This window comes from Lacrimispora algidixylanolytica (assembly GCF_003609635.1).
Lineage (GTDB): Bacteria > Bacillota > Clostridia > Lachnospirales > Lachnospiraceae > Lacrimispora > Lacrimispora algidixylanolytica.
The window spans coordinates 233,218-254,590 of record NZ_MCIA01000034.1 but is presented as its reverse complement, the minus strand read 5'-3'; the positions used below and the strand labels follow the sequence as shown (position 1 = coordinate 254,590).

Sequence of the window (21,373 nt, the reverse complement as noted above, 5' to 3'; positions counted from 1 at the left end):
CCATTGATGAGTTTACAAGTAGAAAAATTAGAGAAGAACATGGCTAAGTTAACGGTAGAGGTATCAGCAGAAGAGTTTGATAAGGCTCTTACCGCAGCTTACAATAAGAATAGGGGCAGATTTAATATCCCAGGTTTCAGAAAAGGGAAAGCACCTCAGGCCATGATTGAGAAAATGTATGGAGCAGGCGTTTTATACGAAGATGCAGTAAACGAGGCTCTTGATGCAACATATGCTGGTGCAGCAGAAGAAAGCGGATTGGATATCGTATCCAGACCAGAAATCAGCGTTGTACAGGTAGAAAAAGGACAGAACTTAATCTATACCGCTACCGTTGCAGTTAAGCCAGAAGTTACATTAGGCGATTATAAAGGTATTGAAGTGACCAAAGCTTCTGCAGAAGTGACTGATGAAGACATCGATGCAGAGTTAAAGAGAGTTCAGGAGCAGAATTCCAGACTTGTAACTGTGGAAGACAGAGCAGTTCAAGATGGTGACCAGACTGTTGTTGATTTTGAAGGTTTTGTAGATGGAAAGACTTTTGAAGGTGGAAAAGGAGAGGATTACGCTCTTACCATCGGATCTCATTCTTTCATTGATACATTTGAAGAGCAGCTAATTGGCAAGTCAATTGGCGAAGCTTGTGAAGTAAATGTAACCTTCCCTAATGAATACCATGCAACTGACTTAGCTGGAAAGCCAGCTATGTTTAAGGTAACTGTTAAGGAAATCAAGAGCAAAGAACTTCCAGAGTTAAACGATGAGTTTGCTAGCGAAGTTTCTGAATTTGAGAATCTTGAAGAGTACAAAAATGACATCAAAGCTAAGCTTGCAGAGAAAAAAGAAAAAGATGCAGCAACAGAGAACGAAGACAATGTAGTCCAGAAGGTTGTTGAAAATTCTACCATGGAGATTCCTGAGCCGATGATCGAAAGCCAGGTAAATACTATGGTGAATGATTACGCTAGAAGAATGCAGAGCCAGGGATTATCTCTTGACCAGTATATGAAGTTTACAGGTATGACAATCGAGTCCTTAAAGGATCAGATGAAACCTCAGGCTCTTAAGAGAATCCAGACTAGACTTGTTTTAGAAGCAGTAGCTAAAGTAGAGAATATCACAGTAGCTGATGAAGCTGTTGAAAAAGAGATCTCTGGTATGGCAGAAGCTTACAACATGGAAGTTGACCAGGTTAAGGAATATCTTGGAGAAAGCGGTATCGTTCAGATGAAGGAAGATCTTGCAGTTCAGGAAGCAGTAGATTTTCTTGTTGCAGAAGCTAAATTAGTATAAAAGTTCTATCCGATAGATTCCTGGCAATTTTGTCCGGAGTCTATTCGGCTTTGAAAGAAGAGAGACAGGAGGAAGACAGATGAGTTTAGTACCTTATGTCATTGAATCAACCAGTAAGGGTGAACGTTCTTACGATATTTATTCCAGACTTCTTAAGGAAAGAATTATTTTCCTGGGAGAAGAGGTTTCCGATGTATCAGCTAGTGTTATTGTAGCCCAGCTGTTATTTTTGGAAGCAGAAGATCCAAATAAGGATATCAATTTATATATTAACAGCCCAGGCGGTTCTGTTACCGCAGGTATGGCAATTTATGATACCATGAATTATATTAAATGTGATGTTTCAACTGTTTGTATGGGAATGGCAGCTAGTATGGGTGCATTTCTATTGTCTGGCGGAGCAAAAGGAAAGAGATTTGCACTTCCTAACGCAGAAGTCATGATTCATCAGCCTTCCGGCGGAGCAAAAGGACAGGCGACGGACATTCGAATCGTAGCAGATAACATTTTGAAGATAAAGAAACGCTTGAATGATATACTGGCCGCTAACACAGGCCAACCGTTTGAAGTAATTGAACGCGATACCGAGCGCGACAATTATATGACTGCGGATGAGGCTAAGGCATACGGCCTGATTGATGATATACTTTACAGCCACAATCGCTAATCCCTTGGGGCGGACCTTTATGCTGATTAAGTATAAGTAACTAATAGGAAAGAATGAGGTGTATGTATGCCGGTCAGAACTGACGAAAAGATCCGATGCTCTTTTTGCGGTAAAACCCAGGATCAGGTAAAGAAATTGATTGCCGGTTCCAATAACGTTTATATCTGCGATGAGTGCATTGATTTATGCGCAGAGATATTGGAAGAAGAATTTGACAGTCATGAAGAAGAAGGACCTGATTTTGCTGATATCAATTTGATGAAGCCTAAGGAAATCAAAGAATTTCTGGATAGTTACGTCATTGGTCAGGACAACGCAAAAAAAGTATTGTCTGTAGCAGTCTATAACCACTATAAGAGAATCACATCCAGAAAGAAATTAGATGTGGAAGTGCAAAAGAGCAATATTCTTATGTTAGGACCTACCGGCTCCGGTAAAACTTACCTTGCCCAGACCCTTGCAAAGGTGTTAAATGTTCCTTTTGCCATTGCTGATGCGACCGCTCTGACAGAAGCAGGCTATGTGGGAGAAGATGTAGAAAACATTCTTTTGAAATTAATCCAATCAGCGGATTATGATATAAGCAAAGCAGAATACGGAATTATCTATATCGATGAGATTGATAAGATAACGAAGAAATCGGAGAACGTATCCATTACGAGAGATGTTTCCGGTGAAGGTGTTCAGCAAGCGCTGTTAAAGATCTTGGAAGGCACGGTTGCTAGTGTTCCTCCTCAAGGGGGAAGAAAGCATCCTCACCAGGAACTTTTACAGATTAATACCACTAACATTCTGTTCATCTGCGGCGGTGCCTTTGATGGACTGGAAAAAATCATTGAAAGCCGTTTAAGCGCCGGTTCCATCGGCTTTAATGCGGAAATTGTAGATAAGAACAATACAGATATTGACGATTTGCTGAAAAAGACACTTCCTCAAGATCTGGTTAAGTTCGGCCTGATACCAGAATTCATTGGTCGTGTGCCAATTACTGTATCCTTGGAGCTTTTGGACAGGGAAGCATTGGTGCGGATATTAACTGAGCCAAAGAATGCTTTGGTAAAACAGTATCAGAAGCTGTTTGAGCTTGACGATGTAAAACTTGAACTGAACAAAGAAGCGGTAGAGAGAATTGCAGAGCTGGCCGTGGAGAGGAAAACTGGCGCCAGAGGTCTTCGCTCCATTATGGAAAGTGTTATGACTGATCTGATGTATGAAATCCCTTCCGATAGCAACATTGGTATCTGCAAAATCACCAAAGAGGTTGTAGATAAGACAGGCGAGCCAGAAATCGTCTTCCGGGATACTGCAGTTCCCAGAAAATCGTTGGCCCAAAAGCTTAGAAAAGATAAAACAGGCGAGATCGCATAGATCCCTGCATGAGTCGGGAAGGTGTTACAGCGAGGAAACTGCTGCAACACCTTTTTGAATGCAAAGGAGAGAACATAATGGTGCAAAAGACAATCACAATGCCAGTTATTGCCCTTAGAGGCATGACTGTTCTACCCAAAATGATGTTACATTTTGATATCAGCCGGCCAAAGTCTGCTGCAGCTGTAGAAAAAGCTATGGTTGGAGACCAGAAGGTGTGTCTCTTAACCCAGCGGGATTCAGAGGAAGATGATCCCGATATTGAGGGATTGCATTCCATCGGTACAGTTGCTGTTATTAAGCAGTTGGTAAAGATGCCTGGCAATGTAATTCGTGTTATGGTAGAAGGTCTGGAACGGGCAGAACTTTTAACTCTTGAAAATGAAGATCCTATGCTTGTTGGAGAGATAGAGACAGTGCTGGGATTTGACGAAATGATAGATGATGTTACAAGACAGGCAATGATGGAAATTGTTAGAGATAAACTTTCCGCATACGGAAAGGAAAATCAAAGAATTGCCAAAGAAGTGATTCCTGGTCTTTTGATGTTGATTGACCTTGGAGAATTGCTGGATCAGATAGCAGTACAGCTATCCTGGGATTACCAGGTGCGCCAGCATGTGCTTGAAAGTGTAATGATCGAGGAAAGATATGCTCTTGTCATGAAACACCTTTTAACTGACATTGAGGTCACAAAGGTCAAAAAGGAATTACAGTCCCATGTAAAAGAAAGAATTGATAAGAATCAGAAAGATTATATTCTGAGAGAACAATTAAAAGTAATACGGGAAGAACTAGGAGAGGATAACCCTCTTACGGATGCAGATGAATACAGCAAACGTTTAAAAGCATTAAAGGCTGACAAAGATATTAAAGATAAGATCCAAAAAGAGATTGAACGCTTTAAGGCTATGCCAGGGGGCAGCCAGGAAGCCAATGTGGTTCGTATGTATTTGGAAACCGTATTAGAGCTTCCTTGGAAGAAAATTTCTAAGGATAACAACAGTATATCTCATGCCGAAGATATCTTGAATGAGGATCATTATGGACTCCATAAGGTAAAGGAGCGTATCATTGAGTATCTTGCAGTACGTACACTGACAAAAAAAGGATCAAGCCCTATCATTTGTCTTGTGGGACCTCCTGGAACAGGAAAAACCTCCATCGCCCGTTCCGTAGCAAAAGCCCTGAATAAAGAATATGTCAGAATCAGCTTGGGCGGAGTCCGGGATGAAGCAGAGATCCGTGGACATCGTAAAACCTATGTAGGAGCTATGCCTGGTAGAATTGCAGAAGCTTTGAGACAGGCTGGAGTAAGCAATCCACTCATGCTTTTAGATGAGATAGATAAAGTAAGCAGGGATTATAAGGGTGATACCTCTTCTGCGCTTTTAGAGGTGCTTGATGGCGAGCAGAATGTTAAATTTAGGGATCATTACGTGGAGGTTCCTATTGATTTATCTAGTGTGTTGTTTATTGCGACAGCAAATACAACAACTACGATACCTGGCCCACTTCTTGATCGTATGGAAGTAATTGAAGTAACCAGCTATACAGAGAATGAAAAATTCCATATTGCTAAGAATTACTTAGTAAGAAAGCAAAGAGAAAAGAATGGTCTGACAGAAAGCCAAGTCGATATCTCTGATAAAGCCCTTGAAAAAATCATTCACAACTATACAAGGGAAGCAGGAGTCAGAAACCTGGAGAGAAGGATTGGGTCTGTTTACCGAAAGGCAGCCAGACAATTCCTAGAAAACAAAAAGCAGATCATTAAGGTCACCGAATCAAGTCTTGAAACATATCTAGGCAAGGAAAAGGTAACGTTTGAAGATGTCAATGAGGAAGATGAAGTAGGCATCGTAAGAGGCTTAGCCTGGACCAGTGTGGGAGGAAGTACCCTGCAGATCGAAGTGAATGTTATGCCTGGAAAAGGCAACCTCTCTCTTACTGGACAGATGGGAGATGTTATGAAAGAATCTGCCAGAACAGCACTTAGTTATGTTCGCTCCGTATGCCCGGAATATAAGGTAGCGGATAATTATTTTGAAAAACACGACATTCATCTTCATATCCCAGAAGGAGCAGTTCCTAAGGATGGTCCATCGGCAGGCATCACTATGGCAACGGCTATGCTTTCCGTGGTCATTAATCGTAAAGTAAAAGCCAAAGTGGCTATGACTGGAGAGGTGACTTTAAGAGGCCGTGTTCTCCCTATCGGTGGACTAAAAGAGAAAATACTGGCGGCACGTATGGCGCATGTGGAAACAGTCTTGGTTCCTTTTAAAAACAAGCCTGATATTTTAGAACTGTCAGAGGAAATTACCGGGAATCTTACCATCATTTACGTGAAGCATATGCCAGAGGTCTTAGCAGAGGCTTTTGTCCAGGAATAGAAAGGAAACAATATGATTATTAAAACAGTAGATCTGGAAACGGTATGTGGTATTACAAGTACGATTCCAGAAAATACGAAACCAGAATTTGCCTTTACAGGTAAATCCAATGTAGGAAAGTCTTCCTTGATTAATGCTTTGATGAACCGCAAATCATATGCCAGGATTTCATCTCAGCCAGGTAAGACCCAGACCATAAATTTTTATAACATTAACGATGCATTATATTATGTGGATCTTCCAGGTTACGGTTACGCAAAGGTTGCTCTAGAAGTGAAAGCCAAATGGGGGAAGATGATAGAAAATTATCTGCATAATTCTCCTATGTTAAAGTGCGTGTTTTTATTAATTGATATCCGTCATGAACCATCAGTAAATGATAAGACTATGTATGACTGGATTGTATTTCAGGGATATCAGCCTGTTATCGTTGCAACGAAACTGGACAAAATAAAGAGAAGTCAGATACAGAAGCATATCAAGATAGTACGTACTGGTCTTGGAATCGGAAGCGATGTGACTGTCATACCTTTTTCTGCAGAAACAAAACAGGGAAGAGATGAAATCTGGGAGCTGATATCAGATTCTGCAAATAGTCTTGACAAGGAATAAAAATCTTTTTATAATGAATCTATTTATTACATAGAGTTCATTATGGCAAGAAGAGGAGAAAACAGTTATGAAAAAGACATTAAAAAAGATAGCATTATCTCTTTTAGCAGTTTCTCTTACAGCGGCAGCTCTCACTGCCTGCGGTAGTGGTGGCGCTGATAAAGGAACAACTGCGGCTGGTAAGGAAGCAGATGGTAAAAAGGTATTAAAGGTTGCAATGGAGTGTAGCTATGCACCATATAACTGGACACAGCCAAACGATGCAAACGGAGCGGTTCCTATTTCCGGTGGTTCTGATTTTGCTTACGGCTATGACGTTATGATGGCTAAGAAAATTGCAGATGAACTTGGATACGGTCTAGAGATTGTTAAATTGGATTGGGATTCTTTGGTTCCTGCTGTACAGTCTGGAAAGGTTGATTGTGTCATTGCAGGACAGTCTATCACTTCAGCACGTTTGCAGTCCGTAGACTTTACAGATCCTTATTACTTTGCAACCATAGTTTCTCTTGTAAAAAGTGGCAGCAAATATGAGAATGCGAAAAGCGTATCAGATTTAGACGGTGCAACTGGTACATCCCAGTTAAACACCATCTGGTATGACAGTTGCCTTCCTCAGGTCCCTAACGCTAACATTCAGCCAGCGATGGAATCTGCACCAGCGATGCTCGTAGCTTTAAGCTCTGGAAGATGTGATTTGGTAGTTACAGACAAACCAACTGGACAAGCTGCTTTGATTGCATATCCTGATTTCAAACTTCTTGACTTTGCTGGAACAGACGGTGACTATAAAGTTTCTGATGAGGATACTAACATCGGAATTTCCTTGAAAAAGGGCAATACAGAATTAAAGGATGCTATTAATGGAGTCCTTTCTAAGATGACAAAGGCTGACTTTGACAAGACAATGGAAGAAGCCATTTCTGTTCAACCTCTTTCAAAGTAGTACCAAATAAAAGAAAATCAGAATTTGCAGGCACGGGACAAGAACGTTCTTATCTCCGTGCCGCTTGTTCTGTCTGAATGAAAGTAAGAAAAGGAGAAGGTAATATGTCTTTGCCATCAGATTTTTTAGGCAGAATGTTATTTATTTTGCATGAATACGGTCCCTCCTTCCTGAGAGGCGCCGGTAAGACAATGGCCATTGCCATTGTAGGAACACTGGTCGGATGCATCATAGGTTTTGCGGTTGGAATCGTTCAGACCATTCCGGTATCGAAAAATGATAGCTTTGCAAAACGTTTTTTGCTGAAAACAGTTAAGATTATATCTAATATTTATGTGGAAATTTTTAGAGGAACTCCTATGATGGTACAGGCCATGTTTATTTTTTATGGTTCCTCGGCACTCTTTAATTTCAATATGTCCATCGTGTTTGCTTCCTATTTCATCGTATCCATAAATACGGGTGCGTATATGGCAGAGACAGTAAGAGGCGGAATTCTCTCCATTGATCCAGGACAGACAGAAGGTGCTAAAGCCATTGGAATGACCCATTTCCAGACCATGATAAATGTAATTATGCCTCAGGCAATCCGTAACATCATGCCACAAATTGGCAATAACTTAATCATCAATATTAAGGACACTTGCGTTCTTTCCGTAATTGGCGTGGTAGAATTGTTCTATGCGACAAAGGGCGTGGCAGGTGCATACTATACTTATTTTGAAGCATTTACCATCACCATGATTATTTACTTCATTCTTACCTTTACCTGTTCTAGAATTCTGCGTCATTGGGAAAAGAAGATGGATGGTCCTGACAGCTACGATCTGGCTACTACCGATACTCTTGCATATACCAGCGGTATGGTAAGATTTCCAGATCCGAAAGAGAAGGAGGATAGATAAATGGCAGACGAGAAAGTATTAGAGATTCATCACTTAAGTAAGACCTTTGGAACGAATGTTGTTTTGAGAGATATTGATTTTTCTGTTCGAGCTGGGGATGTAACTTGCATCATTGGAGCCTCTGGTTCTGGTAAGTCAACTCTTCTTCGATGCATCAATCTTTTAGAGACTCCAACCACTGGAGAGATCTTGTATCATGATGTGGACATAACGGATAGGAAAGTGAGTGTGCCGTCATACCGAACAAAGGTAGGCATGGTATTTCAGAATTTCAACCTGTTCAACAACATGACCGTTTTGGAGAATTGCATGGTGGGACAGATTAAAGTTCTGAAAAAAGACAAAGAAGAAGCAAAGAAAAAAGCAATGATGTTTCTAGAAAAGGTAGGAATGGCGCCCTATATCAATGCAAAACCCAGACAGCTTTCTGGAGGGCAGAAGCAGAGAGTGGCGATTGCCAGAGCTTTGGCAATGGAGCCGGAAATCCTTTTATTTGATGAACCCACCTCTGCTCTTGATCCTCAGATGGTAGGAGAGGTATTGGCGGTCATGAGAACTCTTGCGAGTGAAGGTCTTACTATGATCATCGTAACCCATGAGATGGCTTTTGCCAGAGATGTATCAAATCGTGTGGTTTATATGGCAGGCGGTGTCATAGAGGAAGAAGGAAACCCAGCAGATATATTTGGAAATCCTCAGAAGAGTTCCACGAAAGAATTTTTAAACCGATTCATGCAGGGGTAACACCATAAGGAGCTAAAGCAAAATAACTGAACAAACAGTTGTGGAGCAGGCTCCTTTTTGGTATGCTAAAAAAGAAAGCAGAAAACAACGAGAAAAGGAACGGAGGTTATTTATGAAAATAGTCTTTATGGAAACGGATTCATTAGGAGATGATGTAGATTACACGCCATTTTATAACATTGGTGAAGTAATAAAGTATAACAATTCTGATCCAGTTGAAAATTCCCTGCGTGTAAGGGAAGCTGATATTATAGTAGCCAATAAGATACCAATGAATGAAGAACTCCTGGAACATGCAGAGAATGTTAAACTGATCTGTCTTACCGCCACCGGAACCAATAACGTTGATTTTAGTTATACAAATAAAAGAAAGATAGCAGTGGCCAATGTAAAAAGCTATTCTACTAAGTCTGTCGTGCAGCATACCTTCGCCCTTTTATTTTATGTCTTTGAAAAGCTTTCTTACTATGACAATTTTGTAAAGTCCGGTGAATATACAACCAGTGATGTGTTCAGCCGGTTCGACAAAAAGTTCAATGAACTTCACGGAAAAACATGTGGAATCATTGGTCTTGGAGAAATTGGAAGCGAGGTTGCCAGAGTTGCGGAAGCGTTTGGCTGCCAGATTATTTATTATTCTACCTCCGGAAAAAACAATCACTCTTCGTATGAACGTGTAGAGTTTGGAGCTTTACTGCAAAACTCGGATATCATTTCCATACATGCTCCTTTGAACGTAGAGACAGAAAATCTTATGGATAAAAAAGCATTGAAAGCCATGAAGAAAACAGGAGTATTACTTAATCTGGGAAGAGGAAAGATCATTGATGAGGAAGCACTTGCCTGGGCATTGGAAGAAGGGGAGATCGCTGCAGCTGGTCTAGATGTCCTAAGTGCAGAACCCATGCGGGAAGATAATCCTCTTTTAAGGATCAAGGATAGCATCCGATTGATTATTACGCCTCATATTGGCTGGGCTACAGTAGAATCCAGAAGAAGGTGCCTGTCGGAAGTTTATGAGAACATCGCTGCTTATTTGCGGGGGGAAGAAAGAAACCTAGTTAGTGGTGATTAAAACATTTGATACTAGGGTGAAATTTGATTATTTATGCAATGAACGAAACAGGAGATGTTTTTTCGTCGTGAAAAGTCTGGGATAAGATTCATACGAATCTCACCCCAACTATTGACAAAAAGCCAAATTTTAAAAGGATATAAAAATTAAGGGACGGTCTAAGTAATGTACTCAGACCGTCCCTTTTCATGTTTCAAGAGCTTAAACTTATCAAGACCCAATGCTATTTGGGCAAGTGTTCATCTTTGGAAGGATTCGTAGTTTTTGTGAAAACATCTCGCACCTTGATTTGTATAAAGGTGCGAACCACCTGAACCGTAAGTGCTAGAATAAAGATTGGCAGTAAAACGGTTAAAAACAGCTTTATCTTAATTCGGAGTAGCTTTTTATTTTGCTGCTTTCGTACAGACGCATAATGTTTCTGAATGGTCTGAAACCACGTTTGTTTCACCTGAACCTTTTTCAAAAAAATTCCTCCTTAACTTTCACAGACCTCCAGATTATCAGGAACCGCTCATTAGCGATTTCATAGCAAAAGCATAGATTTCCTGGCTTTTTGATTTCCAGTGGTCACACATAATCTCTGCCTGGTCCTTATCAGGAACCGATAGTTCTAAGTTAATTAAACAGTTTTTTCCTTCCCGTACTTCGCAGTGGACGATATATTCCTGGCTAGTGGATTTATAATAATCCGCTGTAACGCCGACTTCATTGCGGAGACGGAATTTGTTGTCCTTTAAATACTCATCCATATCATTGATGATGGCAGGTGATATTTTGTTACCAAAGAAAGAAAGAGTTTCTTCTCCTTCTCTGGTGATTTCATAGCGACTGCTGTTGTGATTGGTCTGCACGTAAAGCAATTTGGCCTCCAGTAGTTCATTCAATGCTTGGTTTAATGTAAAATAAGTCGTATATTCATGCTCTAGAAAAAAGTTAGACAATTGTGCGCTAGTCAGGGGAAAATTAACCTGTTTAAGCATATATAAAATCATTAGTTTGTACAGGGTCATAGGTTCTGACAGCATAGTTACCTCCAATGACGCATTTTTTGCGCCTTAATAGAAAGGGTTGATGAAAGAATCCTTCAACCAATCCTCCAGTTTTACGCCTGACGAATATGAGACTTTACCGCCAGACTTACAGCATCAGCCACCCGGGGGTCAAAAGCCTCAGGAAGGATGTTGTTATCACTTAACTCTGAAGGTGCTACAAGGTCAGCAATTGCAGTGGCCGCCGCTAGTTTCATCTCTTCTGTAATGGAAGTAGCTCGTCCCTCCATTGCCCCTTTAAAGATACCAGGGAATACAACTACGTTATTGACCTGATTTGGAAAATCAGATCTTCCGGTTCCTACAACTCTGGCACCAGCCGCCTTAGCCAGATCTGGCATAATTTCAGGAACAGGGTTTGCCATGGCAAAGAGAATGGAATCAGAATTCATAGAAGCAACCATCTCTTGCGTTACGATACCAGGTGCGGAAACACCAACAAAAATATCAGCTCCCTTTAAGGCTTCTGCCAAAGATCCCTTCATTCCGGTAAGATTCGTCACCTCTGTCATCTTTTCCTGCATCCAGTTTAAACCATCCATGCCCTTTGCCAAGATGCCAATGCGGTCGCACATGGTGATATTAGAAAATCCGTAGGTTAAAAGAAGTTTCGTGATGGCAACGCCTGCAGAACCTGCTCCGTTTACAACAACACGGCATTCCTCTTTCTTCTTTCCAGTGACCTTTAAAGCGTTGATGATTCCAGCTAAAACAACAATTGCAGTTCCGTGTTGGTCATCATGGAAAACTGGGATATTAAGAAGCTCCTTTAGCCGTTCTTCAATTTCAAAGCAGCGAGGGGCAGATATATCTTCTAAGTTGATTCCTCCAAATGCTGGAGCAATGTGAACAACAGTTTTAATGATTTCTTCTGTATCTTGAGTATCCAGACAGATTGGAATTGCATTAATTCCTCCAAATTCCTTGAAAAGTACGGCTTTGCCTTCCATAACTGGCAAAGCAGCCAGTGGACCGATGTTTCCAAGACCAAGAACAGCGCTTCCGTCAGAAACCACAGCAACTGTATTGGATTTTATGGTGTAGCGATAAGCAGCTTCCGGGTCCTCGGCTATGACCTTGCATGGTTCTGCCACTCCAGGAGTATAAGCAAGGGCAAGATCCTCTCTGGTTTTAACCTTAACTTTGGAATTTATTTCCAGCTTTCCGTTCCATTCTTCATGCAGTAATAACGCTTTCTCGTTGGTTGTCATAATCAGTTTGTCCTTTTTCCCACAGTTTTTATTATATCATACCAATTTTAGGGTTTTAAATCAATAGAAAATGTGTTAGAATATAGAGTAATTAATTTTTAGTAAGCGAATAATATAAGGAAATTACATATATAGGTGGCACTATGAGAGAACGAATCAACAGGCTGGCAAAAGGCATCATTGATTCTGAGATTCCAAAGATAAAGGTTACCCCATCGGAAATTGATGATGTGGTGCGCTCAGGAGGGGCTACAAGGCGGGAACTTGTTGTTACCAGTGAGAATAATTTGCACATAAAAGGTCTTGCATATTCCTCTAATTTTCGCGTCAGGCTCTTAAGCGGAGCATTTGGCGGTACATACAACCATCTGGTCTATGAGATAAACGGAAGTTACTTGGAAGATGGAGATGTGATTAAGGGATCTTTTTACCTGGTTACCAATGGCGGAGAGAGAGAAGTCCCTTATTCTTTTCGTGTGGAACTAGGGACGTCAGGGAAAGCATTAAGTGATCTTAAGACAGTAGAGGATTTTGCGGAGGCTGCAAAAAAAGATATGGACACGGCACTTCGTTTATTTGAGTACCGTGATTTTGTAACTGCTCCCTTTATGAATGAACTCCACATAAGGGCAATATATGATGGATTAAAGGGAAGGCCGGACAGGCGAAAAGAACTGGAAGAATTTTTAACTGCACTTAAAGTGAAGAAATCGGTGGAATTATCGGTGGATCAAAAGGTGTGGAGATTTGGAGAGCTGGAAGACGTTTTAAGTGACCAGGTTTTAATTACCCGAAGCGGTTGGGGTTATGTGAACCTGGAAGTGACAACGGACTGTGATTTTATAGAGTTACCCCAAAAATCGGTTGGAGAACTTGATTTTGAAGACGACCGGTGCAGTGTGCCGTTTCTGATTCATCCGGAACGAATGCATCAGGGAGAGAATTCTGGAAGAATTATCATAACCGGAATGGAAGATCGATTTATAATACCGATTACGGCGGTGATAAACCCCGGAGGAGGGATATCGGCGGAGGATGCCTTTGCAAAAGAGGCTTTCGGCCGATTTTTGCGACTACGTCTTTTGGAGGAAAGTGGTCAAAAGAGTGGAGAAGATCTTTGGGACGACATGGATAATGCCCTTGATGAGCTGGAATTGATGAAGGGCGAGAAAGGCCTTTATAAGCTATTTCGCGGGGATGTCTGTCTGTTGCAGGGAAAGCCCTCAAAGGCAGCGCTACTTCTTGATGAATGCCGGGATGAAATTTTAAATGAGCGCCAGGAAAAACGAGAGATATATTGTTATTATCAGTATCTGCGCTTGAAGGTGCAGCCAGATGAATATCAAAAAGAATCCCTGATCCGCCTCATGAAGAAATATCTAGAGGAAGACAGAATGCTTTTTTGGTTGTTTTTGTTACTAATTAAACTAGATAGTAGGTTGTTTGATAATATGCCTGCTCTTTTTTCCATCTTAAAGAGACAATTTGATGCAGGTGTGAGAAGTCCGTTTTTCTATGTATCTAGTTGCAAAGTGTTAAATGATGCCCCAGATTTGATTCGGATGGTGGGACCGATGGAGCTCCAGATTCTTTACCACGGTGCAAGCAGAGGCCTGATTGAGAAAAAGCTGGCATTGGCAGTTTCAAAACTCACTTTAACAACGAAGTATTTTAATCGTCTCCATTACCGGATGTTAGTAAAGCTTTATGAAGAATATCAGGAAAAAGAGATTCTAGAAGCGATATGTGCTCTCCTGATTAAGGGAGAATGCCGTATGGCAGAGGCTTTTGCCTGGTATGAAAAAGGGATTAGAGCGGGAATTAGCCTAACAAGGCTTTATGAATATTATATCTATGCTCTTCCGAGGAATTACTGCTATCTACTGCCAAAGGAGGTACTATTGTATTTTTCTTATGGTGGGAATGAACTGGATCTTTACAGCAGAACCGTTCTTTATAAAAATGTCTTGGTATATCTGGAACCAACAGATCCATTATATCAGGCCTATGAACGTACCATAGAAAAGTTTGCTACGGAGCAGTTGTTTGATTCAAGAATTGATAATCGTCTGGCCTCCATCTATGAGAAGATGATTTTTAAGGATGTGATTGATCTTCCTATGGCTATGGTGTTGCCTTCTATTCTTCGGTCTTACCGGGTAGAATGTAGCAATAAGAAGATGAAATACGTCATTATCTGTTATGAAGAGTTAACGGAAGAGGATGCCTTTCTCCTTCAAGATGGGGTTGCTTATGTACCCCTGTTTTCTGAGCACAGTATTCTTTTATTCCAGGATGCGTATGGTAATCGGTATGCTAATGTTCCCTATAAAAAAGATCCGGTTATGGATCGGCCTGAGCTTGAAGAACGTTGCTTTGAATTGTATCCAGAGCATTCCATGCTTCGGTTGAGGGCTTGCGAAAAGGCGATTTTAAACGGAGTCACTGATAGAAAAGAAGTGGAAATATTAGAGGCAACCTTAGAAGATCCTAAGTTGCGCCCCTACTATCAGAGGCTTTTATTATCTAAGGTGATTGAGTTTTATCAAAAGCAGACCGATGAACCGGAAGAAGACGGCAAGGGTGCCAAATATCTTCTGACTTTGGATAAGAAGGTTCTTACCAAAGTGGAGCGAATTGGTGTGTGCAATACCTTAATCCACAACGGGCACATGGAAGAGGCTTTCCGCATGATCCGAGAATTTGGTTGTGAAGGAATCGGTACAGAACGGCTCTACCGCCTCTGCACAAAGATGATCCTACAAAAACTGTTTGATGAAGATCCGCTTCTTTTATCCATGGCCTATGAAGTATTTAAAGATGGAAAGAATGACAGTGTTATTTTGGACTATTTGTGCGAACATTATAATGGTCTATCAGAACAGATGTATAACATTTTGATGTTGTCGGTTTCCGGACACGTGGAAACCAATGATTTAGAAGAAAGACTGACTGCTCAGATGATGTTCTCCGGATCGTTATCAAAGCTTGATAAGGTGTTCCATTTATATAAAGGCCGTAAGGAAACCAATGACAATATCGTAAAGGCCTACTTAACCATAAAGTGTACGGAATATTTTATGGAGGAGAAAGAGCCGGAAGAAAAGGTATTGGCTTATCTGGAAGCAGTGGTAAAGAGCTTTTCCATAAAAGGGCGTTTGCCAACGATTTATCTATTGTCTGTTTCTAAGTATTATGCAAAACTCTCTGAACTCACAAAAGAGCAGGAGGAGCTTTGCAGAGATACTGTGGCATTTTTACTAGATGAGGGATATGTATTTCCTCATTTTAAAGATTTGGCAAAGTACGCTTCCTTGCCTGAGGATATTCTTGATAAAGCTATGATCCAATACTCTGCAGATCGTGATTCCAAGATTGATTTGCAGGTGAGAATTCTGCCGGATGAGGAAGAGTTCCACAGTGAGGATATTGCCCGGATGTATCAGGGTGTATTCGTAAAACAAAAGATTTTGTTTGAAGGCGAGATTATGGAATACCGGATCAGCCAGCTAATTGATGAAGAATGGATTATCAAGAAAGAAGGCAGTATCAGTTGTGATACAGGGGAATCCCCCAAAGATTTGGACAGCAGATTCGCCTGTTTAAATGAGATGAGCTTATCTTTGAGCTTAAAAGACGAAGTAGGGTTAAAAAAACGGATGCAGGAGTATCTAAAAAAGAATGCTGCTGCAGAAGAATTATTTCCACTGATGTAAGATAAAGGGGGCTGTCGATGGACGGACTGATAATAGGGCTTGACCTTTGTGATTCCTATACCCGCATATGCTGCCATGACAGAGAAAAATCATGGTGCATTCCTACGGTAATCTGCCGAAAAAAGGATGAAGATGCCTGGTATGTGGGAGAGGAAGCCTACGCCTGCACGCTTGTAGGTGAAGGCATTATTGTTGACAAGCTGATAAAGATGGTTAGAAAAGAAGGGACTGCAACTCTGTGCGGCACCAAATATGAAGGCCTTAGCCTTCTGACAACATTTTTGAAAAAGATATTAAAGCTTCCCATGGAGGAATTTTTCTGCGATGAAGTAAAGCAATTGGTTGTTACGTTGCAAAAGGCAGATGCAAGAATCATGGATGCCCTTATGCACTGCGCGGATGCCCTTGGAATTCCCAGGGACCGGGTTCACATCATAAGCCATACAGAAGCATTCGTATATTATGTTCTTAACCAAAAGAAAGAAGTTTGGAGCAATCAGGTGGGTGTGTTTGACCTGTCTGAGGATTCCTTTCATTATTATGAATTAAAGGTGCAAAGAGGACTTCGTAAATTAATGGTGATCGCGGAGGACGAAGCGTTAGAGGAGAGTTTTAACCTGGATATTCTGGATACACCATCCGGTGGGAAATTGGCCGATAAGATCTTAAGTTCCTGTGCAGACAGACTGCTTCAAAAAAAACTGTTTTCATCCTTATTCCTTACGGGGAAAGGTTTTGAGCGGCATGATTGGGCAACGGATTCTATGAAGTTCCTCTGCCATCGCAGAAAGGTATTTATGGAACCTGAGCTTTTTGCTAGGGGAGCGGCTTTCCGTGGGATGGATTATATCCAGGAAAAATCACCTTATCCATTTACCTGTATTTGTGAGGGACGCCTTCATTCTACCATTTCCTTACGGGTGCTTCATAAAGAGCGGGAAAGTCAGCTAGTCGTTGCAGCGGCTGGAGATAACTGGTATGAATCAAAGAGCAGCGTGGATTTGATTGTGGATGACCAGGATTACGTAGAATTCATGGTAACACCTATGGATCCCAAACAGAGACGTCTTATAAAGATTGATCTGGAGGGCTTTCCAAAACGTCCCAGCAGAACCACTAGATTGGGGATAAGCTTTGGGTTTTTAGATGAAAAAACCATGGCAGTTGTATTAAAAGATAAAGGCTTTGGAGAACTGTTTCCAGCCACAGATACTGTAATAAGACAAGAGGTCATGCTATGAGTTTATTGCTTTGCCGTCAAGAGCCGGTCAAACATCCGTATTATTTTGAAGGCCTGGGAGTCCGATTGTATTCTTCTCAGGAACTTTGTTATGCCATTTATAACAATCCTCTCCTTGTTATGGAGGGATTTGTAGATAACGTTTTGATTGAATTTATCAGAGACGATCTTGATATGGGATTTCTTGCGCTCAAACTGATCAAGTGTCAACAGAGTGGGGAAGACAGTGATGAACTGTTGGCTTTAATTCTCCATGAATGTGATTATTACAACGCAGGAGAGGTGAGCCGTTTTCGTCAGAAGCTTTCTACGTACCGTAAGATGCCAGAGGCGGAATTCTTAAAAGAGAGGGCTGATTATTTATTTTACAGAAAACAATATGGAAAAGCAGCAACTGAATTTATGAAGATCTTGGAGCTATCTAAGACGAGCCGTGGATCTGATGTGTTCCGTGCAAAAGTTTATAACAATCTAGGCGCTTCCTATGCAAGACTGTTTATGACAGATAAAGCGTATCAAGCGTATCTAAAATCCTTTGATTTAGTAAAGAGTAGTGAGGTGCTAAAGAGAATTTGCCATCTTTCTCAGTGGAATCCCGGTCTTGTAATCAGTGAACGGTTATCGGTGCTCATTACAGAGGAGTTAAAGCAAGAATCCGAGCAGAAACGAATGGAAGCAGGCGAACAGGCCGGGAAAGCAGAGAGCTTACTTGAGCTTGAAAAGCTGTTTCAGAAAGATCCCATCAAACGTCTTCAAGGTGCTGGAGAACTTGTACAGAAATGGAAGCAGGAATACCGTAACATTATGTCTTGACAAATCAGAGAAAAGACACTATCATTACAAAGTATAAGGAAACACCTTGTGGACTTACGTATATACCTAAGTGCATGGGTAGAAATATAGAAAAGGTTGAGAAGAAGAGGAGTACGTTCATAACCCTGAAAGAGAATACCGTCCATCGGCTGAAAGACGGTTAAGGAAGTATGTGCGGAAGGTAGCTTTGGAACCGGAAGGCTGAAACTAGAAAGTAAGCCTTCACGCATGGCAGCGTTAAAAGCCTTAAGAGATATGGCCTTTTGTGCCATGGAATAAAGGTGGTACCGCGACGATTCGCCCTTTGCATCCTAGGATGCAAGGGGCTTTTCTTATTGATTAAAAACTGTATGAACTATGAAGGAGAAGAAGATGAAAGAGTTGGAAAAGACTTATGATCCAGTAGGGATTGAAGAAAAGCTTTATCAGAAATGGCTTGATAAAAAATATTTCCACGCAGAACCAAACAAGGATAAAAAGCCGTTCACAATAGTAATGCCGCCTCCAAACATTACAGGACAGCTTCATATGGGGCATGCACTTGATAATACAATGCAAGACATCCTAATCCGTTATAAAAGAATGCAAGGGTTTGAGGCCCTATGGCAGCCAGGTACAGACCATGCAGCAATTGCGACGGAAGTAAAGGTCATTGAAAGTTTGAAAAAGCAAGGCATTGATAAAGCTGATCTTGGAAGAGATGGATTTTTGGAGAAATGCTGGGATTGGAAAGAAGAATACGGCAGCAAAATCATCAATCAGCTTCATAAGATGGGATCCTCCGCAGATTGGGATAGGGAGCGTTTCACCATGGATGAGGGTTGTTCCGAAGCCGTGCAGGAAGTCTTTATTCGTCTTCATAAGAAAGGATATATTTATAAGGGGTCCAGAATTATAAACTGGTGTCCAGTTTGTAAGACCTCCATTTCAGACGCAGAAGTAGAGCATGAAGATCAGAATGGATTTTTCTGGCATATTAAATATCCCATTGCAGGAGAAGAGGGAAAATTTGTGGAGATTGCGACCACAAGACCTGAGACACTGCTTGGAGATACTGCAGTGGCTGTAAATCCTGAAGATGAGCGTTATCAGGGATTGATCGGAAAGATGCTTAAGCTTCCATTGACAGATCGAGAGATTCCTGTGGTTGCAGATTCTTACGTAGATAAGGACTTTGGAACTGGCTGTGTAAAGATTACTCCAGCTCACGACCCCAATGATTTTGAGGTGGGCAAAAGACATAATCTTAAAGAACTTACCATTATGAATGATGATGCAACCATTGATTTACCAGGCAGCAAGTACCATGGTATGGACCGTTATGAGGCCAGAAAAACCATGGTAAAGGATTTAGATGCACTTGGTCTTTTGGTAAAGGTTGAGCCTCATACCCATGCGGTAGGAACCCATGACCGTTGTGGAACCACAGTAGAGCCTCTAGTGAAACAGCAGTGGTTCGTAAAGATGGAAGAAATGGCAAAACCTGCAATTGAGGCATTAAAAAACGGTAGCTTAAACTTTGTTCCTGAGCGTTTTGATAAGACTTATCTTCGTTGGCTTGAGAATATCCGTGACTGGTGTATTTCCAGACAGCTTTGGTGGGGACACCGGATTCCGGCATATTATTGCAATGAATGTAAGGAAATCATTGTAGATAAGGAAATGCCTGATGTTTGTCCGAAATGTGGAAGCACTCATTTTACTCAAGATGAAGATACCTTGGATACTTGGTTTTCTTCCGCCTTATGGCCATTTTCCACTCTGGGCTGGCCAAATGAGACTGAGGACTTGAAGTATTTCTACCCAACAGATGTGCTCGTAACCGGCTACGATATTATTTTCTTCTGGGTAATCCGTATGGTATTCTCAGGAATCGAGCAAACAGGAAAGCTTCCATTCCATACGGTACTGATGCACGGTCTGGTTAGAGACTCTGAAGGACGTAAGATGAGCAAATCCTTAGGAAATGGCATTGATCCTTTGGAAGTCATTGAAAAATACGGTGCCGATGCTCTTCGTATGACCTTGATTACAGGAAATGCTCCCGGCAATGATATGCGTTTTTATTGGGAGAGAGTAGAAGCTAGCCGAAATTTTGCCAATAAAGTATGGAATGCGTCTCGTTTCATTATGATGAACATTGAGAAGGCACCAAAAGCCGATGCTAGCATGGATGAACTCACCATGGCTGACAAATGGATTTTATCAAAGGCGAATACCCTAGCAAAAGATGTAACGGAAAATCTTGATAAATATGAGCTAGGAATCGCCCTGCAAAAGGTTTATGATTTTGTCTGGGAAGAATTCTGTGACTGGTATATTGAGATGGTAAAACCAAGATTATGGAATGATGAAGATACTACGAAAGCGGCAGCCATCTGGACGCTAAAGACAGTACTCATCCAGTCATTAAAGCTTCTTCATCCATATATGCCGTTTCTGACAGAAGAGATCTTTTGTAATCTTCAGGATGAAGAGGAGTCTATCATGATTTCTCAGTGGCCTGTTTACGAAGAATCTTGGAACTTTGCGAATGAGGAGCATGCGGTAGAGACCATGAAGGAAGCCGTTAGAGGAATCCGTAATGTGCGAACTTCCATGAATGTTCCACCTAGCAAAAAGGCAAAAGTTTACGTTGTATCTGAGAATCAGGAAATTCTTACTATCTTTGAACGAAGCAAAGTGTTTTTCGCTACTCTTGGATATGCAAGTGAAGTCTGCTTGCAAAAAGATAAGAACGGAATATCAGAAGATGCAGTATCAGCAGTGATCCATCAGGCCGTGATTTATATGCCATTTGCAGAGCTGGTAGACATTGAGAAAGAAATAGAGCGTTTAAAGAAAGAAGAAGAACGCTTAAGCAAGGAACTTGCCCGTGTGAATGGAATGTTGAATAACGAGAAGTTCGTAAGCAAGGCTCCAGAAGAAAAGATTGAAGAAGAAAAGGGTAAGCTTCAAAAGTATACCCAGATGTTGGAGCAGGTGAAAGAAAGACTAACTCAGCTTTCTTAAACCTGTGATAAACAATCGACAATATAAATTGGTTTGGTGAAAACAGTCGGACGTGGCATAATGCCGTGTCTGGCTGTTTTTTATGTAATAGGAAATCACGTCCTATTACATAAAAAGCCCTACCGGGCGGGATGCACATGACACGCATAAGGAAAATTTCCACTATCGTAGTAGCGTGTCAGCGCTAGAGTCTGGCAAGCCAGACTCTTTATTTTTGCACTTAAGGGGGATTCTTATAGGGGGTGAGGTGCAGGGTTAGCCTAGGAGACAAGTTTTTGATGTAATAATATGTCAGCATATGACGTAGTGGGATGGAAAAAGAC

General features: G+C 41.2%; 16 protein-coding genes and 1 other annotated feature. Of the genes, 13 read left to right on the top strand and 3 right to left on the bottom strand.

Features of this window, described 5'->3' with window-relative positions; translation table 11 throughout:
- The first annotated feature begins 6 nt into the window (after positions 1 to 6).
- The 9 genes from tig to BET01_RS19965 all read left to right on the top strand — a co-directional run bounded on the left by tig (position 7) and on the right by BET01_RS19965 (position 10,006).
- Positions 7 to 1,293: a trigger factor gene (tig, locus tag BET01_RS20005; RefSeq protein ID WP_120198638.1), complete on the top strand. Its 1,287-nt coding sequence runs from the start codon at positions 7 to 9 to the stop codon at positions 1,291 to 1,293.
- Between the two features lie 79 nt (positions 1,294 to 1,372).
- Positions 1,373 to 1,960: an ATP-dependent Clp endopeptidase proteolytic subunit ClpP gene (clpP, locus tag BET01_RS20000; protein WP_120198637.1), complete on the top strand. Its 588-nt coding sequence runs from the start codon at positions 1,373 to 1,375 to the stop codon at positions 1,958 to 1,960.
- 66 nt (positions 1,961 to 2,026) lie between these two features.
- Positions 2,027 to 3,328 carry an ATP-dependent Clp protease ATP-binding subunit ClpX gene (gene clpX, locus BET01_RS19995; RefSeq protein WP_120198636.1) on the top strand — a complete coding sequence of 434 codons (1,302 nt, stop codon included), beginning with the start codon at positions 2,027 to 2,029 and terminating at the stop codon, positions 3,326 to 3,328.
- Between the two features lie 77 nt (positions 3,329 to 3,405).
- Positions 3,406 to 5,724: an endopeptidase La gene (gene lon, locus BET01_RS19990; RefSeq protein WP_120198635.1), complete on the top strand. Its 2,319-nt coding sequence runs from the start codon at positions 3,406 to 3,408 to the stop codon at positions 5,722 to 5,724.
- A gap of 12 nt (positions 5,725 to 5,736) precedes the next feature.
- Entirely contained in the window at positions 5,737 to 6,336 is a 600-nt protein-coding gene (gene yihA, locus BET01_RS19985; protein ID WP_120198634.1) for a ribosome biogenesis GTP-binding protein YihA/YsxC, read from the top strand.
- Between the two features lie 67 nt (positions 6,337 to 6,403).
- Positions 6,404 to 7,282: a transporter substrate-binding domain-containing protein gene (locus BET01_RS19980; protein ID WP_120198633.1), complete on the top strand. Its 879-nt coding sequence runs from the start codon at positions 6,404 to 6,406 to the stop codon at positions 7,280 to 7,282.
- 110 nt (positions 7,283 to 7,392) lie between these two features.
- Positions 7,393 to 8,187 (top strand): amino acid ABC transporter permease, encoded by a 795-nt coding sequence (locus BET01_RS19975; RefSeq protein ID WP_207667664.1) that lies wholly within the window; start codon positions 7,393 to 7,395, stop codon positions 8,185 to 8,187.
- Complete coding sequence (locus BET01_RS19970; protein ID WP_120198631.1) at positions 8,188 to 8,931, top strand: amino acid ABC transporter ATP-binding protein; 744 nt, start codon at positions 8,188 to 8,190, stop codon at positions 8,929 to 8,931.
- Between the two features lie 112 nt (positions 8,932 to 9,043).
- A complete protein-coding gene (locus BET01_RS19965; RefSeq protein WP_120198630.1) occupies positions 9,044 to 10,006 on the top strand; it encodes a D-2-hydroxyacid dehydrogenase in 963 nt (320 codons plus the stop codon).
- 223 nt (positions 10,007 to 10,229) lie between these two features.
- Here BET01_RS19965 and BET01_RS19960 read toward each other — a convergent pair whose 3' ends face one another.
- From BET01_RS19960 to BET01_RS19950, 3 genes are all read right to left on the bottom strand, one after another.
- Positions 10,230 to 10,472 carry a hypothetical protein gene (locus BET01_RS19960; RefSeq protein ID WP_120198629.1) on the bottom strand — a complete coding sequence of 81 codons (243 nt, stop codon included), beginning with the start codon at positions 10,470 to 10,472 and terminating at the stop codon, positions 10,230 to 10,232.
- Positions 10,473 to 10,509: 37 nt separating this feature from the next.
- Positions 10,510 to 11,034: a DUF4364 family protein gene (locus tag BET01_RS19955; RefSeq protein WP_120198628.1), complete on the bottom strand. Its 525-nt coding sequence runs from the start codon at positions 11,032 to 11,034 to the stop codon at positions 10,510 to 10,512.
- A gap of 77 nt (positions 11,035 to 11,111) precedes the next feature.
- On the bottom strand, positions 11,112 to 12,269 hold the full coding sequence (locus BET01_RS19950; protein ID WP_120198627.1) for an NAD(P)-dependent malic enzyme: 1,158 nt from the start codon (positions 12,267 to 12,269) through the stop codon (positions 11,112 to 11,114).
- 143 nt (positions 12,270 to 12,412) lie between these two features.
- Here BET01_RS19950 and BET01_RS19945 point away from each other — a divergent pair, with 143 nt between their 5' ends.
- The 4 genes from BET01_RS19945 to BET01_RS19930 all read left to right on the top strand — a co-directional run bounded on the left by BET01_RS19945 (position 12,413) and on the right by BET01_RS19930 (position 21,050).
- Positions 12,413 to 15,985, top strand: coding sequence for a DUF5717 family protein (locus BET01_RS19945; RefSeq protein WP_120198626.1), 3,573 nt, complete (start codon positions 12,413 to 12,415; stop codon positions 15,983 to 15,985).
- A 17-nt stretch (positions 15,986 to 16,002) separates the two neighbouring features.
- On the top strand, positions 16,003 to 17,226 hold the full coding sequence (locus BET01_RS19940) for a DUF5716 family protein (RefSeq protein WP_120198625.1): 1,224 nt from the start codon (positions 16,003 to 16,005) through the stop codon (positions 17,224 to 17,226).
- A complete protein-coding gene (locus BET01_RS19935; RefSeq protein WP_120198624.1) occupies positions 17,223 to 18,038 on the top strand; it encodes a hypothetical protein in 816 nt (271 codons plus the stop codon). The genes BET01_RS19940 and BET01_RS19935 overlap by 4 nt, the downstream gene beginning before the upstream one ends.
- Positions 18,039 to 18,127: 89 nt before the next feature.
- Positions 18,128 to 18,346 (top strand) — a binding site (T-box leader).
- A 64-nt stretch (positions 18,347 to 18,410) separates the two neighbouring features.
- Positions 18,411 to 21,050 carry a valine--tRNA ligase gene (locus BET01_RS19930; protein WP_120198623.1) on the top strand — a complete coding sequence of 880 codons (2,640 nt, stop codon included), beginning with the start codon at positions 18,411 to 18,413 and terminating at the stop codon, positions 21,048 to 21,050.
- The last annotated feature ends 323 nt before the right edge of the window (positions 21,051 to 21,373 follow it).